The 15,305-nt window shown below is 69.6% G+C and carries 12 protein-coding genes and 1 pseudogene; 6 read left to right on the forward strand and 7 right to left on the reverse strand.

Annotated features, from left to right (window positions below; all coding sequences use genetic code 11):
- The first annotated feature begins 194 nt into the window (after window positions 1-194).
- Together EOT10_RS19240 and EOT10_RS19245 are read left to right on the forward strand one after the other, a co-directional pair.
- Window positions 195-2,435 (forward strand): MMPL family transporter, encoded by a 2,241-nt coding sequence (locus tag EOT10_RS19240; protein WP_223281077.1) that lies wholly within the window; start codon window positions 195-197, stop codon window positions 2,433-2,435.
- A gap of 102 nt (window positions 2,436-2,537) precedes the next feature.
- Window positions 2,538-4,277 carry an alpha/beta hydrolase gene (locus EOT10_RS19245; protein WP_127829461.1) on the forward strand — a complete coding sequence of 580 codons (1,740 nt, stop codon included), beginning with the start codon at window positions 2,538-2,540 and terminating at the stop codon, window positions 4,275-4,277.
- Between the two features lie 249 nt (window positions 4,278-4,526).
- On the opposite strand, the gene EOT10_RS19250 is transcribed toward EOT10_RS19245, so the two are convergent.
- The 6 genes from EOT10_RS19250 to EOT10_RS19275 form a co-directional block, all read right to left on the reverse strand.
- Complete coding sequence (locus EOT10_RS19250; RefSeq protein WP_127829462.1) at window positions 4,527-4,880, reverse strand: hypothetical protein; 354 nt, start codon at window positions 4,878-4,880, stop codon at window positions 4,527-4,529.
- A gap of 306 nt (window positions 4,881-5,186) precedes the next feature.
- Window positions 5,187-6,158, reverse strand: a complete 972-nt coding sequence (locus EOT10_RS19255; protein ID WP_189491769.1) for a cyclase family protein — start codon at window positions 6,156-6,158, stop codon at window positions 5,187-5,189.
- 21 nt (window positions 6,159-6,179) lie between these two features.
- Window positions 6,180-6,941, reverse strand: a complete 762-nt coding sequence (locus EOT10_RS19260) for an IclR family transcriptional regulator (protein WP_127829463.1) — start codon at window positions 6,939-6,941, stop codon at window positions 6,180-6,182.
- A 119-nt stretch (window positions 6,942-7,060) separates the two neighbouring features.
- Window positions 7,061-7,336 carry a hypothetical protein gene (locus EOT10_RS19265; protein WP_189491772.1) on the reverse strand — a complete coding sequence of 92 codons (276 nt, stop codon included), beginning with the start codon at window positions 7,334-7,336 and terminating at the stop codon, window positions 7,061-7,063.
- A 56-nt stretch (window positions 7,337-7,392) separates the two neighbouring features.
- Window positions 7,393-8,730, reverse strand: coding sequence for a TRAP transporter large permease subunit (locus EOT10_RS19270; protein WP_127829464.1), 1,338 nt, complete (start codon window positions 8,728-8,730; stop codon window positions 7,393-7,395).
- Window positions 8,727-10,121 (reverse strand): RraA family protein, encoded by a 1,395-nt coding sequence (locus tag EOT10_RS19275; RefSeq protein WP_127829465.1) that lies wholly within the window; start codon window positions 10,119-10,121, stop codon window positions 8,727-8,729. Before EOT10_RS19275 ends, EOT10_RS19270 begins: the two co-directional genes overlap by 4 nt.
- A gap of 678 nt (window positions 10,122-10,799) precedes the next feature.
- Between EOT10_RS19275 and EOT10_RS19280 the strand changes: the two genes are divergently transcribed.
- Together EOT10_RS19280 and EOT10_RS41340 are read left to right on the forward strand one after the other, a co-directional pair.
- Entirely contained in the window at window positions 10,800-11,081 is a 282-nt protein-coding gene (locus tag EOT10_RS19280) for a hypothetical protein (RefSeq protein ID WP_127829466.1), read from the forward strand.
- A 118-nt stretch (window positions 11,082-11,199) separates the two neighbouring features.
- The gene (locus EOT10_RS41340) at window positions 11,200-11,454 is read left to right on the forward strand and encodes a hypothetical protein (RefSeq protein WP_189491775.1); all 255 of its coding nucleotides are present in this window, start codon (window positions 11,200-11,202) and stop codon (window positions 11,452-11,454) included.
- An 18-nt stretch (window positions 11,455-11,472) separates the two neighbouring features.
- On the opposite strand, the pseudogene EOT10_RS42875 reads toward EOT10_RS41340, so the two are convergent.
- A pseudogene (locus tag EOT10_RS42875) lies at window positions 11,473-11,596 on the reverse strand (IS982 family transposase); the annotation flags it as partial.
- 134 nt (window positions 11,597-11,730) lie between these two features.
- Between EOT10_RS42875 and EOT10_RS19285 the strand changes: the two are divergent.
- Window positions 11,731-12,462, forward strand: coding sequence for an alpha/beta fold hydrolase (locus tag EOT10_RS19285; RefSeq protein WP_127829467.1), 732 nt, complete (start codon window positions 11,731-11,733; stop codon window positions 12,460-12,462).
- Window positions 12,463-12,884: 422 nt separating this feature from the next.
- The gene (locus EOT10_RS19290; protein ID WP_189491778.1) at window positions 12,885-14,933 is read left to right on the forward strand and encodes a dynamin family protein; all 2,049 of its coding nucleotides are present in this window, start codon (window positions 12,885-12,887) and stop codon (window positions 14,931-14,933) included.
- Window positions 14,934-15,305 lie beyond the last annotated feature (372 nt).

Raw genomic sequence — 15,305 nt, forward strand, 5'->3', positions numbered from 1 at the left:
GGCAGCACGGGCGGCAGCACCGTCGGCGGCAGCTCGCGGCCCGCGACCGGGACGGGGACCCCGGGACCTCGGTCCTGGTCCCTGGCCGGGGCAGGACCCAGGGCCCGGGCCCGGATCATCCGCTGCCAGGACGCTTCCCGGCCCCTCGGGGTGATGGTCTGGATACCGGCCGGGAGCCCCCGGCAGACGTCCGCATGCAAGTCCGTCCGCCGGAGGACATCGTGATCCGCGCCCTGACCGGATACTCCACCAGACACCCGTGGAAAGTCATCGCCCTCTGGGCGGTGCTGAGTGTCGTGCTGAGCGCCCTGGCCCCGACACTGATCGGCCGCGTCACCCAGAACCGGACCGGGGATTTCCTGCCCAGGAGTTACGACTCGGCCGCCGCCCTGGAGATCGCCGAGGAACAGTTCGGGGTGAACCCCGACGCCACCACCGTGACGATGCTGGTCGCCCGGTCCGACGGCAAGCCTCTCGGCGCCGGCGACCAGAAGCGGGTCGAGGCCGAGGCGGCGAAGCTGGCGCAGCGCCGGGTGATCATGCCCAGGGAGGACGACAGGCCCAATTTCCTGGTCCCGGACCGCTCCCAGACACCCCGGATCGCCCCGGCGATGATGGCACCCGACCGGAGTTTCGAACTGCTCTCCGTCGAGCTGATCGGGAACCGTACGGACAAGGGGGTCCAGGGCGTCTACCGGGCCTTCCGGGACGCCGCCCGGACGCAGTTCTCCGAGGCGGGGATGCGCACCGGCTTCACCGGAAGTCTCGCCGACACCGTCGACACCACCGATTCGCACGCGACCGCCGCGAAGGTCGGGGGCGCCCTCCTCATGGGGCTCATCCTGCTGATCAACGTGCTGGTGTTCCGCAGCGTGCTGGCGGCCCTGCTGCCGCTGGTCGCGGTCGCCATGATCAGCGGCGTGGCGGGGGGAGCCGTCGCGGGTGCCGCGCTACTCACCGGGCGCAAGCTCGACGCGGGCACCCCTGATCTGATCGGCGTGGTCCTGCTCGGCATCGGCATCGACTACCTGCTGTTCCTGCTGTTCCGCTTTCGCGAGCAACTGCGCGCCCGGCCGGAGCAGTCCGCCCGCGAGGCAGCCGGGCAGGTCTCGGGACGGGTAGGCACCGCGATCACCTCGGCGGCGCTGACCATCGTGGCCGGGTTCGCCACGCTGGGCGTGGCGACCTTCGGCCAGTTCCGCTCGCTGGGCCCCGCCGTCGCCGTCGCGGTCCTGGTGATGCTGCTCGGCAGCCTCACCCTGCTGCCGGCGCTGCTCGCGGCCGCCGGGCGCAAGATGTTCTGGCCCTCCAAGGCCCTTGGACACGAGCCCGGCGAGGGCCGTGCCGCCCGCTTCGGGGTGCGGGTCGCACGACGACCGATGACGATGACGTTCGCCTGTGTCGCCCTGCTTGCCGCGCTGGCCGCCGGGCTGATCGGGATCCGCATGGACTACGGCCAGGGCAACGCCGCTGCCAAGACCCCTGCGACGGCCACCGCGACCGAGATATCCCGTGCGCTGCCGGCCGGAGTGTCGGACCCGACGAGCGTCTTCGTCACCGCCAGTGACGGCGGCACCCTCACCGCAGGCCGGCTCGACGGCCTCTCCCGTGCTCTCACCCGGGTCAAGGGCGTGGGCCAGGTCGCACGGACCGTCCTGAACAAGGACCACCGCGCCGCCCGGATCGACCTCTACCCGACCGCGGACCCGCAGAGCCGGCAGGCTCGCGACCTGGCCTCCGGACCCGTACGGGCAGCGGTCGCCCGGCACACACCCGCCGGAACGACGGCACACGTGGGCGGAACAGCGGCGATCTACGCCGACATCTCCACCGCCGTCGACCGCGACCTGAGGACCGTGTTCCCGGTCGCGGCCGCACTCATCGCGCTCATCCTCCTGCTCCTCCTGCGGAGCCTGCTCGCACCCTTGGTCCTGATGCTCTCCGTCGGGCTCGGCTTCGCCGCCACCCTCGGCGCCGCCACGCTGCTGTTCCAGCACGGCCTCGGCAATCCGGGGGTCGACTTCACCCTCCCGCTGGTGCTGTTCCTGTTCGTCGTGGCCCTGGGTACCGACTACAACATCCTGATCGCCGACCGGATCCGGGAGGAGATGCAGCGGCCGGGCCCGGCACGCCACGCCGTGGCGCGCGCGGTGCAGCACACGTCACCGGCCATCGCGACCGCGGGCCTGGTCCTCGCCGGCTCCTTCGCCACCCTCGCCACAACCCCGGGGAACGAGCAGATCGCCTTCGCGGTGACGCTCGGAATCCTGCTCTCCGCGCTCGTCCTCTCGCTGGTGCTGGTCCCCGCCCTTGCCGCACTCCTCGGACGGAGCATCTGGTGGCCGGTCCGCCCACGGCCCATCAAGGGCGGCCACCCGCAGCACCGTGCGAACGCACCTGCCCCGGAACCCGACCAGGTCGTGATGGCGGACTGACCGAACGGCTCAGGCAGTTCTGCCCCCCCGATCGGCAGGTAGGGGCGAAGCGGTTGGAACACCGCGTTCCGCGCCACCGGCCCACCAGAACCAAGGAAACCCATGACCATCCTCAGCCCCACCGCGCGGCGCGCCTCCGCCGTGAGTCTCACCCTCGCCGCCTGCTTCATCACCTCCCCCGCCCTGGCCTCAGCTTCTGAGGTCCCCGCCAAGAACGACACCGGAGCCGGGCTCGACCAGTACCACCGGCAACACCTCGGCTGGGGCAGCTGCGTCACGGGCCCCGCCGACACGACGGGCCGCGATCTGGACAAGGCCGGTGTGCAGTGCGCGGACGTCACCGTGCCGCTCGACTACGCCCACCCCGCGGGGCGCACGATCACCGTCGCGATATCCCGGCTCAAGGCCACTGACACCCGCCACCGCATCGGATCAATCCTGCTGAACAACGGCGGGCCGGGCGGACCTTCGGTCCAGTCTCCGCCGGACGCCCGCAAGGCGATGAAGGACGTCGGCGCGCGCTACGACATCGTCGGCTTCGACCCACGCTTCGTCGGCCGCAGCACTCCACTGGACTGCCGCTGGCCCGTCGGCACGTCCTGGTTCTCGGCCGGCAGCAGCCGGGCAGGCTTCGACCGCCAGGTCGCCCTGCAGAAGAGCCTGGCCAAGAAGTGCCGCACCCACGACGCCTCATTGCTGCCGTACATCAGCACCCGCAACACGGCCCGTGACATGGATGTCGTCCGCAGCGCGCTCGGCGAGCGGAAGATCTCCTACCTCGGCTACTCGTACGGCACCTACCTGGGCACGGTTTACACCCAGATGTTCCCTGGCCGCTACGACCGCTTCGTACTTGACGGCGCGGTCGCCCCCGCCGACTACGGCCCCCGCCTGACGAGGGGCACCGAGCGCGCGAGCGAGAAGGCGCTGTCCGCCTGGGCCGCGTGGGTGGCGGACCGCGACGCCGAATACGGCCTCGGCCGCACCCGCGCCCAAGTGCTCACCACCGTCGACCACGTCCTCAAGGCGTCCGCCGGCGGCCCGCTGACCGTCGGCACCGGCTCGGACACCTTCCGGATCGACGACACCCAGGTGCCGGTTCTCCTCTACTCCAGCATCGGGGACGACACCGACCCGACCCGGACGTTCCTCGCCGAGCAGCTGGCCGTGCTGAGCAGGGCCGCACGGGGCTCGGCGCCGACGCCGCTCTCACCGGAGTTCGCAGCGACACTCCGGTACCTACTGCGCGGCTCGGCCGAACCGTCCGGAGTCCAGGCCGCGATCCTCTGTGGGGACGTGGCCGCCCCGCGCGACCCCGAGGTCTACTGGCGCGACATCGAACGCAGCCGGGCCGCGCACCCGGTGTTCGGACCCATGACCAACAACATCGGCCCCTGCGCCTTCTGGGACCGCCCCCGCGAGGAACCCACCCGGGTCCGCCGCGACGCCCCGGTACTGATCGTGGCAGCCACCGGCGACCCCCGCACCACCTACAAGAGCAGCGTGACCCTGCACGAGCAACTGCCCGGCTCCAAGCTGCTCACCCTCAAGGGCGCCAACCGGCACGCCCTCTTCGGCCGTTACGGCAACGCCTGCGTGGACGCCGAGGTCAACAGGTACCTGGCTACCGGCAAACTGCCGACGAAGAATCAGACGTGCGTCAAGCGCGCCGGTGAGGCGTCTCCGTCGGATTCGACCACGCCGAGGACGTTGTCCGCGGCGATGGGGGCGTCGATCAGCATCAACACCGCGGCGATCACTGGTGCAGCCGCCGCGCTGATCATCGCTGGTGGCGGCACCGCCGTCGCAGTACGCCGCCACAAGACCCGCCGCGCCGCCTGAACGGAACCGGGCGTCCCGCTTCTCCAGCTTGTCGTTCGTCCGCTCGAGTACTGCCTTCAATCCCTTCCTATGGGGCCCGGACGGCAGCCAGTTGTGTCGAGCAGGCGCCGGTCGGGCGCCGCTCCCTCGTACTCGTTGATCGATGTCCTTGGACGCCGGGGAGCGGCAGGGAAGCGCATCATGCACGAGGAGGCCCCCGCCAGACCATTGGTCCGGCGGGGGCCCTTGGGTGTTGCGGCGATCTGGTGGTCAGCGGATGGGTGCGGTCATTCCGTCCAGGACGGCGTCGCCGTCCGGTGCGGTCCAGTCGACGTGGTTGGTGTTGCCGTCCGGGTCTGTTGCCTTCCACACGGCGAGTTCCACAACGCTGTTCTTCTCCACGGCGAGGTACTCGTTCAGGACGAGTTTCGCGGTGCCGGGGATCTGGTCGTGGAAGGTGACGGTGGCGGCCGCTGTGGTCGCGGTTTCCTTGGTGATCTCGAAAGCCGCGCCGGGGGTGTTCTTGCACGCCTTGAGCTCGTCCACCAGCCCGTTGAACAGCTGGTAGGCGCTTTGCACGCTTCCGCTGGAGGTGCCGGGCTGCTGGGCGATGGCCTCTTGCACCAGCCACGTCTCAGGCGTGGTTTTGCTGTCGAAACGCGAACACCCCTACGTCGCCGCACTCCGCCACGCCACACGTGACGTGCTCCGCACGAGTTGAACCGTTCCGACTTCTCTGCCGCTCCGTTGTGAGTTGGCGGGGAGGACGGGCACCGTGCCCAAGAAGACTCCGCTGCGCCCAAGCCTTATCCGGAAGAGTTCCGAACGATGGCGATGTGGGCGCGGTCGCCTTCTGAACGGGGCATGTCCGGGCATGTCCGGGGCCCTGCGATGTTGACGTGCCGGGGGCCGCGACAGTCGGGGCGGTGGTCAGCGCAGGGCGGTGGCGTTGGCGGGGGATCCGACTCCGCCGGTCAGGTTGAGGGGCTTCACCGTGACGAGGCTGTCCCAACGGCCGGTGGCGCGGCAGTCCTGGGCGAGTGCGGTGAGGTTCCACAGTTCGCCGAGTGGGAGGCCGAGTTTCGCGATCAGTTCCTGGTGCATCATGCCGCCGTCCTCGGGTGCGCTGTCGTGGAAGTCGCCCGCGGGGACGACGGGCAGGACCTCGACCGCGAAGGTGTCGGTGGCCATCAGAGCGATGCGGTGGTCCCAGCACCAGGCGGCGAACGCGCGGCTCTGTGCGAATCCGGTCGCACGGCGCCGGGCGCGGGTCTCGGCTCGCTGGTCGGGGGTCGCGTTCAGGTACCAGTCGGCCCAGCCGGTGTGAACCATGATCAGGTCGCCCGGTTCGAGCCGGCAGCCCTGGGCGGCCAGGGCGTCGTCGAGATGGTCGGTGGTGAGGGCGGGGGCGTCGGCGTGGGAGAGCGGGGTGCCGCGGTCGCGGAGCAGTCCGTCGATGTCGATGAGCAAGCCGCGGCCGGCCAGCGGTAGTTCGGCCCACAGCTGGACGCCGAGGCGAGGACTGCGGGGTGCGATCTCGTCGTCGGGTACGCCGTTGTAGAAGCCGTGGCCGGAGGCGCGTCGGTGGCGGAGTCCGTCGATCTGGGTGCTTGCCTGGAGGTGGAAGTTGTCCAGGTGGTCGTCGCGGGCCTGGTCGTGTTTGGCGGTGATGTGGTGCCGGGGGACACCACGGGCCTTGGACATGGGCGGGTCGAAGGCGTCCAGCGAGTAGTCCAGGTTGAAGGCAAGGCCCTGGGTCACGCTGTCGGCGGCGCGGCGTAGTTGATGCGGGCCGGCGAAGTTCGCCATGCCGCGTTCGGGGTGGTCCGCGAAGAGGTACCAGCTCGATCCCGCGGGCGCGTCGGTGCGCCGGGCAAGCTGTTCGTAGGTGGGCAGAGGCATGAGTGGTGGGGCTGCTTTCTGTCAGGGGCAGCGGGCGGCGATCTCGTCGGCTGCCCTGCGGACCTCGCCGATGAGGCGTGTGTGGTCGGCTTTGGTGAGTTCGCTGCCGGTACCCGTGATGCTGAGGGCGCCGAGCACGTCGTCGCCACGGCGGACGGGGGCGCTGACGGCGGTGACGTCGAGGACGCGTTCGCTGACCGACAGGGCGTACCCGTCCTGCCGGACCCGGCGCAGATCGGCCGTCAGGTCCTCGGCGGTGACGTGTTCGCCCGAGATCCGGGTGAAGGGGGTGACCTGGTCGACGAGGGCGGCCAGTTCGGACTCCGGCAGCCAGGCGGCCAGCGCCTTGCCGGCTCCGAGGTGCAGGGGCAGCTTCTCGCCGATGGGGAGCTGGTAGCGCAAGGGGTTGCGGCTCTGGACACGGGCGATGAGGACACGGGAGAGGCCGACGCGGACGTAGAGGCTGGCAGCCTGGCCGACGGTGGCGGCGAGTTCCTGGAGTACGGGGAGCGCGACCTGGCTGAGGCGGTTGTTGACGAGGAAGGCGTGTGCGGTGGCCACGGCCGCCGGTCCGGCGACGTAGCCGGTCTCGTCCTTGGCCGCGTAACCCCGGTCGATGAGCACGTTCAGGATGCGCTGGGTGGTGGCGACGTGCAGGTCCGCGCGGCGTGCGACCTCGCTCAGACGGAGCGGCTGCCGGGTGTCCTCCAGGACGCCCAGGACGTCGAAGGCCCGGTCGAGGGACCGCATGGCGGAGGCGGGGGCGGCGGGGGCGGTGGCCATGGGAGCTCCTGGATGGTCTGCTCGGCAGGACGTGTCTCGATAAGACTTATCATCCTGCGAGCAAGAAGTGGATCGCACATGAGATCCATCCAGGAGGCGCCGGGTCAGCGGGAGCGGGGTTACTGGACGGGGCCCGTGGCGGCCGTGTGCTCGGACACCGGGGAGCCCGCCGCAGCCGACCCCCCGGCCGGCCCGTAGGACAGGGCGAACGAGAGGATGCCGCTGATGCTCGCGGCGATGCAGGTCGTCGGCTGAAGGACGGCGGCTGTCTGGGCCACCCAGTGGGCGTCGCCGAGTGCGACGCCGACAGCCTGGCCGAGGACGATCAGCGTGCCGCCGAGCAGGAAGACGACGATGCTGAGCCGGAAGAGGGGCTGCAGCAGGCGGGAAGCCATGGCAGTGCCTTTCTCTCGTGGGGCGTTGACTCGTGGGGCGTTCACTCGCGGGGCGTTCATACGGGCAGAAGGCCGGTGGCCACCCCGGCGCCGATCAGCAGGATGGGCAGGCAGTAGTAGGCGACCAGGGGCAGGAAGGTACGGGACGGATCCACGCCGGCGATGCCGCTGGCGACGTAGATCGGCGCTCCGGACGGGGGCGAGGCGCCCTCGGTCGAGGCGAAGATGAGGACGGCGACGCACGCGGTGGCGGGCGGCACCCCGGCACCGACCAGGGAAGTCACCGCCACAGGGCCGATGGCGGCCATGGTGGCGCTGGCGGTGAGCGGGATGGCGACGCCGACCACCAGGACGCCGACGATCAGGGCCATGGCCCACAGCGGGGCGTCGATTCCGGCCAGCAGATCGGTCAGCTGCTGCGGCAGCCCCAGCTCACCGAGCACGTTGGAAGCGGAGAAGGCGGCCACGATGGTGACGCCGATGACTCCGAACTGAGGGGCGGCGCCGTCCAGGACCTGCCGCCACTGACGCGGGGAGCGCGGCAGATGACGCCGGCCGAGCACGAGCACCGTCGCGATCAGCAGCACCGGGATCCAGGTGATCAGGCTGATGGCGTCCGACATCTTCGTGCCGACCCACTCGCCCAGCGCGCCTCCGGTGGGCCCGCGGGTGAGGAGAAGCGGCACGGCGATCGCCCCGAACAGGAACAGGCTGGTCCAGCCCGCACTCAGACTGGTGCGCAGAGGCATCAGATCCGCAGCGTCCATCGACTGGATCCGGTGACGGCGCACCATGACGAACGCCGCGACCATCCGGTAGCCCAGGCACCACAGACCGCCCAGGAACAGCGGCAGCACGATGTCGTCGGTGGTGGCCAGCGACGCCATTCCGGCCGTGCCCATGAGGATGAACATGGTGGAGCTGAAGGGGAACGTCACGCCCATGCCCGCACCGCCGGCAGCCACGGTGGCGGCGAGTTCGCCGCTGACCTTCGAGCGCTTCATCCACGGGATCGTCACAGAGCCGACCGCCGCGGTCACGGCCGCGCCGACGTGCGCGATCGCGCCGAAGATCCCGGCCGCGAGCGTGGAGGTGTAGACGGGACCACCGCGCAACCTCCCGAGCAGGGAGTTGAGGATGCTCAGCAGGTGGTCGAGGACAGGGGTGCGGGCGAGGAGGTAGCTCATGAACACGAACGCGAGAGCCGCGAACGTGACCTCCTCCTGCATGGCCTCGGCGAATCCGGCCCACATGGCGTGCCCGATGCCGCCGCCGGCGAACAGACCGGTGACCAGGAAGCCGACGATCAGAGCCTCGCCGATGTTGCGCTTGAGCACGGCGTTCCACACGATGATGGCCGCTATGTAGCAGCCCAGCGCCCAGACGGCGGTCACGATGCTCCTCCTGGCATGACGGTGGTGGCCGCGGCGCGGATGTCGGCGCGCCGCCGTGCTTCCTCGGCCTCCACCTCGCGGGCGGCGGCGAGTACGACCGCCGCGCGGTCGGCGGGGACGATCGCGACCCCGTCCCCGTCCGCGGCGACCAGGTCGCCGGTCCGGCAGACGACTCCGCCGACGGCCACCGGGACCCCGACCCTGCCGGGGCCGAACTTGTAGGGGCCGGCCGGGGTGACGGCGCGGGCCCACACCGGGAAGCCCATCTCGGCGAGGGTCTCGACGTCGCGGGCGGCGCCGTCCAGCACGATGCCGACCACGCCGGCGGCCCGGGCGCGCTCGGCGATCAGCTCGCCGATGAGTGCGCGGGACACGTCGCCCTCACCGTTGACGACCAGGACGTCGCCGGGTTCGGCGCGCTTGATGGCCTGGTGGAGGGCCTGATTGTCACCGGCCCGCGTCCACACCGTCAATGCGCGGCCCACCGCCCGGGCACCCGGCCACAGCGCGCTGATCCCGGAGTCGAGCAGTCCGAGCCGCTCGGTGGCGTCGCCAATGTTCGCCGTGGGCAGGCCCTGGTACGCAGTCACGAGCTCAGGCGTAACCCGGCTGGTGTCGCGCAGGCCCTCCGTGCGTCCGGCCAGGAAGTGCAACTGGCTGATCTCGCGAGCAAGGCCTGCGTCGAGGCCGAGTTCCGCCACCAGTTGGGCGGCTGCGGCGACCTCTCGGCCGCGCCGGTCGGCGTGCTTGAACGTCCCCTCGTACAGGCGCTCCAGCGCGCTCTCCCCGTCGACGAGTTCCTTGGCGATCTGTTCGCGCACCCACACTTCGTCGCCGGCCGCCCGGCCCGCGTCGACGGCCTCGACGATGACGGCGCCGAGGCCCTTCATGAACAGACTGCGCAGCAGCTTGCGCAAGGACGCCGCGCCGGGCTCGGCCCCGAGGTTCTCCACTTGGGCGCCCAGTGTCCCGAAATGGTCGGCGATGGCGGAGGCTCCGGATCCGCTCGCCACCAGAGCGGTGCGATGGCGGTACTTCGGTACGGATCCGATGACCGCGACGTCCGCGAAGACTGCCTGCGAGGTACGGGCGACGGTCGTGGCGATCTGCCGCTTCAGTTCGGGCGCGCCCGCGTTCATGTCCGCGTACACCGCCGTCGCCTTCAGCTGCCCGGCGACCTCCCGCGCGACGGCCTCCGCCGCCTTCGCCCCCGTGAGGCTCAGCACCAGGTCGCAGTCCTGGACCGCTTCGCCGGCCGTGTCCGCGCGCTCGGCACCGGCCGGGGTGGGTACGTCCCCCGGGTCGAACCCGATCACCTCCCAGCCGTGTTCCGCGAACCCGGTCGCATACAGCGCACCCGCTTCACCCAAGCCCAAAATGCCTACCCGCATCCCATCTCCTTCTCATTCTCTGATAAGTTCTCTCACTAAGTGCGGGAGGATGTTGCTCTGCCGAAACGTGGGCGTCAAGAGCCGGCGAGTGATCGATCGAAATCAGCCAGATGCAGGAGCTGGTTTGCGTGTGAGTCGTGTGAGGAGTGCCGGTTTGCCGGGTATTCCGCCGATGGCCAGGAGGCCCTGGAGGCCGGCACCCGACTCGGCGTGCCGACCGGCCTGCGCGACCCGGAGGTCGGCAAGGCCGACCTGCCCACGTCGCCGACGAGGCGCCGGCCCACCCCTACTCCGCCCCTCGACCGGTTACCCAGCCCGAGCTCGAAGCGCTTCTGCACGCCGCGTGGGAGGGCCGGGCCCGGCCCACGACGTGTTCCTCTGCGACGCGGCCCGGACCCGAGACGGTCCGCACCGCGCTCGGATCGGCCCTGCCGAACTCACGCATCGCCGACCGTTCGGTGGTGCTGAGGATCAGAAAACACAGGGCGCGGATCGGGCGCGGATCATCGGGCCCGATACGCGGTCGCTGCGCTATGCCGGGGAGGCCTGACAGGAGCATCCGATGGCCACCGCGGTAACGCCGTCTCCTTGCTCCCGCCGTACTCTCACGCCGATCACAGCCATCCGGCTCGAGGCTGCGGTTGGTTCGGCCACGCGACCACCTACTACGCTTGAAGCATGAGCGGCATCGTCGTCGTGTACGAGCTCGACAAGGCGGTGGCCACGCCTTCCTCCCCGGGTGTACCGGGTAGTGAAGAGCGGCCCGTCCACAGGGTGCACGCGGCCCCCGCCGCCCCTGGGGTGCCCGCCGTCTCGGGACCACGGACCCTCTGCGGCAAGGACACCTTCGCCATGGCGACGGCCCGCTGGAAGCCCACCGAGCGCCCTGGGGAGCCCTGGTACCCCGCGGAGTACGCATCTGTGATCTGCCCCGACTGCGATGCCGTGATCGAGACCTGACCGGCATATCGACTGCCTGACGCCGCTGCACCGCCGCCCTCGCCGTCATGGCGGAGTAGTGGTGTGACGACCGGCCCGTGCGGAGCCGGCCGGAGCGCGGCGTCCTGCCGGCCGACGCATGGTTCCTGCTGGACCGCTACGGCCCGGACGCCCGGTTCTGGACGAACGCGCCCGGGACGCGGCCTCGGACCCCGCCCGGGACTTCGTCCGGGCCGGCCTCAAGGGCACGAGGGTCCACAGGTTCATCACCGGCGAGTACATCAACGGCCTCGACCTGCCCGAAGCCCTGGGCCTCATCGCCGTGTCCAGCAACGAGGTGAGGGATCCGCCGGGCCGCTGCCGTTCGCCCTTGCGGGTCGGCCGTAGCAACTGAGTGCCCTGCAGGGCCAGTTCCGAGCATGGCCTGCATCATTGCGAGGGTGACCAGCTCGGCGTCGGTGAGCTGCGGCGTGATTCCCACGGCCGGTCGCCACGGCCGGTCGCCACGGCGCCAGGTCCGGGTGCTCCTTCAGCAGGTCGTCTGTTGTGGCCTCTCCGCAGACATGTGACTGAGCGCCACACAGTTGGCCCTTCTGGCATCTCCCTTGATCGCGAGGAAGGTCCCGCCGGTAGAGTCGGCTTGAGGACGGTGTCACCTGGGGGGGGACTGATGACGGCAGCGGATGCAGTGCCCATAGTCTTCGTTCACGGGACGCGCTTCAGCGCGGGACAGTGGAGCATGCAGCTTGCCGCACTCCGGGACGAGTTCCCGGTAGTAGCCGTCGACCTTCCCGGCCACGGGGAGCGCTCGACTCAGCCCTGGAGCCTGAGCACTGCGACGGAGATCATCGCCTCCGCCGTGGACTCGCTCGACCGTGGGCCGGCTCTGGTCGTCGGGCACTCGCTCGGCGGATATGCCTCGCTGGAATTCGCGCGGCGCTGTCCGGAACAACTGCGTGGGCTGATCCTCGCGGGAGCCAGTGCCTCCACCCGCGGCCTCCGGGCAGCGCCCTATCGGTGGGTCGCCAGGCTGGTCCCTCGTATACCTGCGGATCGCCTGGCCCGGTGGAACGACCGGTTGCTGCGGCGGCTCTACCCGCGGAAAGTGGTGGAGGCGACCATCCGTTCCGGCTACGCCTTCCATACCCTGCCGGCAGCCTGGGACGAGGTACTCGGACGCTTCGACGCGGGTGCGATGCGTCGTGTGAAGGCTCCGGTCCTCATCCTGAACGGCGAGAAGGACGCCGTCTTCCGAGCCGAGGAGGCGGACTTCGCCCGCGCGCATCCGCACGCTCGCGTCGAATTGATCCCGCGGGCACGGCACCTCGCGAACTTCGACGACCCCGATGCCTTCACCGACGCCGTCCGCCGCTTCGCCCGCCAACTCCCTGCCGTCAGCTGAGCACGCCACAGCCGGAATCACCCGGTGACTGTGATGCACACCCTGGCTGCCCCGTCGCCGGACCTGATCGGCCGGGACTTCGCCACCGCCAGCCCCGGAACGAAGTACATTGGGGACATCACTTACATCCCTACGCCCAGTGGCTGGCTGCTGGCTCTGCCTCGCCTCGTGGCTGGACCTGGCCACTCGCGAGATCACCGGATACTCGATGGCCGACCACGATCGCGCTGATCTCGTCCCGGACAGACCGCCCACCTCGCAGTGTCGATGCCCCCGAACAGATGCCCCGGAACAGCGGAATTGACGAGTGTTCCGCAATCACGCACCACCCGCTGGCCTCGCCTCCACCTGCGGAGTTTCGTGACTGCTCACGCCACCTCGCCAACCTGGGCTATACCTGTGCCGTGACTGTGCCAAGGGACGTGGACGAAGTACGTAACGAGCTGCGCGCTGTTCTTGATCGGTGCGAGGCGTGGCTTCGCGCCGCGTCAGCGGCTCCTGAGACTCCGGCGGAATGGCCGGAGGAGGTCCTCGGTGATGCGGGCACGATGAGACGGCTGAGGACACGTGCGGCCTCGACCCTGATCAACGTGGCGTTGCTGGGTGCCTTCTCGTCCGGCAAGAGCTTCCTTCTCAGTGGCCTGCAGGGCGGGCTTGAGCTGGTCGAGGTACCGACCGCCGACGGTCACACGGCGGACAAGTTCGTGGGCCTTCTGCCTTCATCCCCCGTTCCCACCACCGCGTGCCCCGCCAGTGTGGTTCCGGTGGACGACCAGTCCAGCTTCGATGCTTCGGGCAGTGGCCATCTGCGGGTGCGCTTCACCGATTCCGGCGAGGACAGGTGGGAGGAGGTGGGGAACTCCCCGGCCCCCTCTGTGGTTGCGGCGTATGCGATGCAGGATGCGGATGTGACCGATCGGCTCAGGCCTCACCGCGGACGTGAGGTGGCCGAACTCGAGATCTTGCTCGCCGGCGCCAAGCTTCCGGCCAAGCTCTACGACCTGCCTGGTTATGGGTCCCCGAATCCGGTTCACGACATGATCGTTCGGGCCGCGATGGCCGACGCGGACTGTTTCATGTACGTGTCGCATGCCAGCCGCACCCTCTCAGAGCGTGACCTTGACCTGATCCGCTTCCTGTACGACCACTACCTGTTGTCGGGGAAGAGGGTGGTGTGGGTGGTCACCGCCATCGACGCGGCAGCCAATCTCGACCTCCGGAACATCCCGGAGTGGAGGGCGACGATCGCCCGCAACAACACTTACCTGCGGGACAATTTCACGCTGCCGAACGACCGGCCGGATCTCGGCTTCATCGGTGAAGGCTTCCTGCCTGTCTCCCCCGCTCTGGAAGCACGTGCGGACAAACTCAGCGCAGAGGAAGCGGAGGTCGCAGCACAGCGACAGCGCGCCGAAAGTCGTATGGAGACACTGCGCCAGGCGATCGAGGACCTGATCAGTACTGGAACCGGTGCCCGGCACATCGCCGCGGTGGCGACGGAGGCCCGGATCCTCGTGGCCCCGCGGCACCAGGCGCTGGCCGTGCGGCTGCGCAACGAACGCCTTGAGATCGATGAGCTCAAGGAATTGCTGAAGAGTGAGCAGCAGCGGCTGGAGCTCCTCGACACTGGATTGCCGCGCATGCGCGAGGACCTTGAGCGCAAACTCCACAACCGCATCGCGCGGACCGTTCGCCCCTTCACCCGCTTGTCCGCCCATCTGCATGCCGAGCTGGACGAGGTCATCAGGGCCACGGACCTCAACAGGCCTACCAAGGCGAACCAGATTCAGGTGTCGAAGGCCCAGGCGCTCCGTACCTGGATCGAAGGGCCTGCCGGTCCGGCGACGCTGTGGACCGAGGAGTTCGAGGGATTCAAGAAGGACCTGGTCCAGGCAGTGGACCAGGTTTTCGGCGACAAGGATCTCGCGGGACGGCTTCCGGACTTCACCCTTGACGTGAACAGCCTCGCGGTTCCCCAGCAGAGTCGGCGTTCGACCACCCGGCACGACGTGGTACAGCGGGCGGCGGCGCTGGTCGGCATCGTCACACCCGTCGCAGCCAGCGGGGGCTGGCTCTACGGCCTGGCCGCGGCCGGCACACTCTTCCCGCCCGCCGGTCTTGTCGCAGGGGTCGCCGCTCTGGTCTTCCTGGGAGTTCAGCGCCGGAAGAGCCGGATCAGTTCCCTGCAAGTCCTCCAGGACGAGTGGATCAGCGCGATCGACGCTGAAGTCGATGCAGTCAAGGAGCAGTTCACACTGGCAACGAGTGTTCAGGGAACCGATGCCGTCGATCATCTGATGGATAATCTGGCGCAATACCGGGAGCAGCTCGAACAGTCCCGCGATCGCGTCAGCGAGCGCATCACGAATCCGGAGAACCAGGTCCGGCAGAGTCTTATCGACCAGCTCGAACCGCTGTGCACCGAAGCCCGCGCTCTCGTCGAGTCCCTCCAGGCTTTGGAGACCCTCTGACCACGCAGCGGCACCTGCGCGTCACGACCACGTAGGTATCGCTGCAAGAACAGGCCGGGCCGCGCGAGACCAGCACCAGGCAGAACGCACGGGTTGCCCGACAGCACGCGGCGGGCGTAGCCCAGGGCGCGCGGGTCGTGGCGGGCGTCGTCCAAACGACGGCCTCGCGCGCGCCTCTCGGCGATGCGCGCCGCGCGATCGGCGGCGGGGTACGGAAGTACCTCACCGTCGTTGAGGCCTTCGAGGCGGGCGCGGACCGGGCGGTAGACGGCCTGGAGTGAGGTGTGCTCGTGAGACTCCATGCACTGTGGTCATGGAGGTGATAGTGCGATACGGCACTGACAATTCAGTACTCGCTGTCGGACGACCACG

The organism is Streptomyces antnestii (assembly GCF_004005495.1).
GTDB classification, from domain to species: Bacteria; Actinomycetota; Actinomycetes; order Streptomycetales; family Streptomycetaceae; genus Streptomyces; species Streptomyces antnestii.

Coding starts and splice junctions, on each gene's coding strand:
- EOT10_RS19255 (WP_189491769.1), bottom strand. CDS start 6,158: ATGCCTCTGCCCACCTACGAACAGCTTGCCCGGCGCACCGACGCGCCC.
- EOT10_RS19285 (WP_127829467.1), top strand. CDS start 11,731: ATGACGGCAGCGGATGCAGTGCCCATAGTCTTCGTTCACGGGACGCGC.
- EOT10_RS41340 (WP_189491775.1), top strand. CDS start 11,200: ATGGTTCCTGCTGGACCGCTACGGCCCGGACGCCCGGTTCTGGACGAA.
- EOT10_RS19260 (WP_127829463.1), bottom strand. CDS start 6,941: ATGGCCACCGCCCCCGCCGCCCCCGCCTCCGCCATGCGGTCCCTCGAC.
- EOT10_RS19275 (WP_127829465.1), bottom strand. CDS start 10,121: ATGCGGGTAGGCATTTTGGGCTTGGGTGAAGCGGGTGCGCTGTATGCG.
- EOT10_RS19240 (WP_223281077.1), top strand. CDS start 195: ATGCAAGTCCGTCCGCCGGAGGACATCGTGATCCGCGCCCTGACCGGA.
- EOT10_RS19265 (WP_189491772.1), bottom strand. CDS start 7,336: ATGGCTTCCCGCCTGCTGCAGCCCCTCTTCCGGCTCAGCATCGTCGTC.
- EOT10_RS19245 (WP_127829461.1), top strand. CDS start 2,538: ATGACCATCCTCAGCCCCACCGCGCGGCGCGCCTCCGCCGTGAGTCTC.
- EOT10_RS19280 (WP_127829466.1), top strand. CDS start 10,800: ATGAGCGGCATCGTCGTCGTGTACGAGCTCGACAAGGCGGTGGCCACG.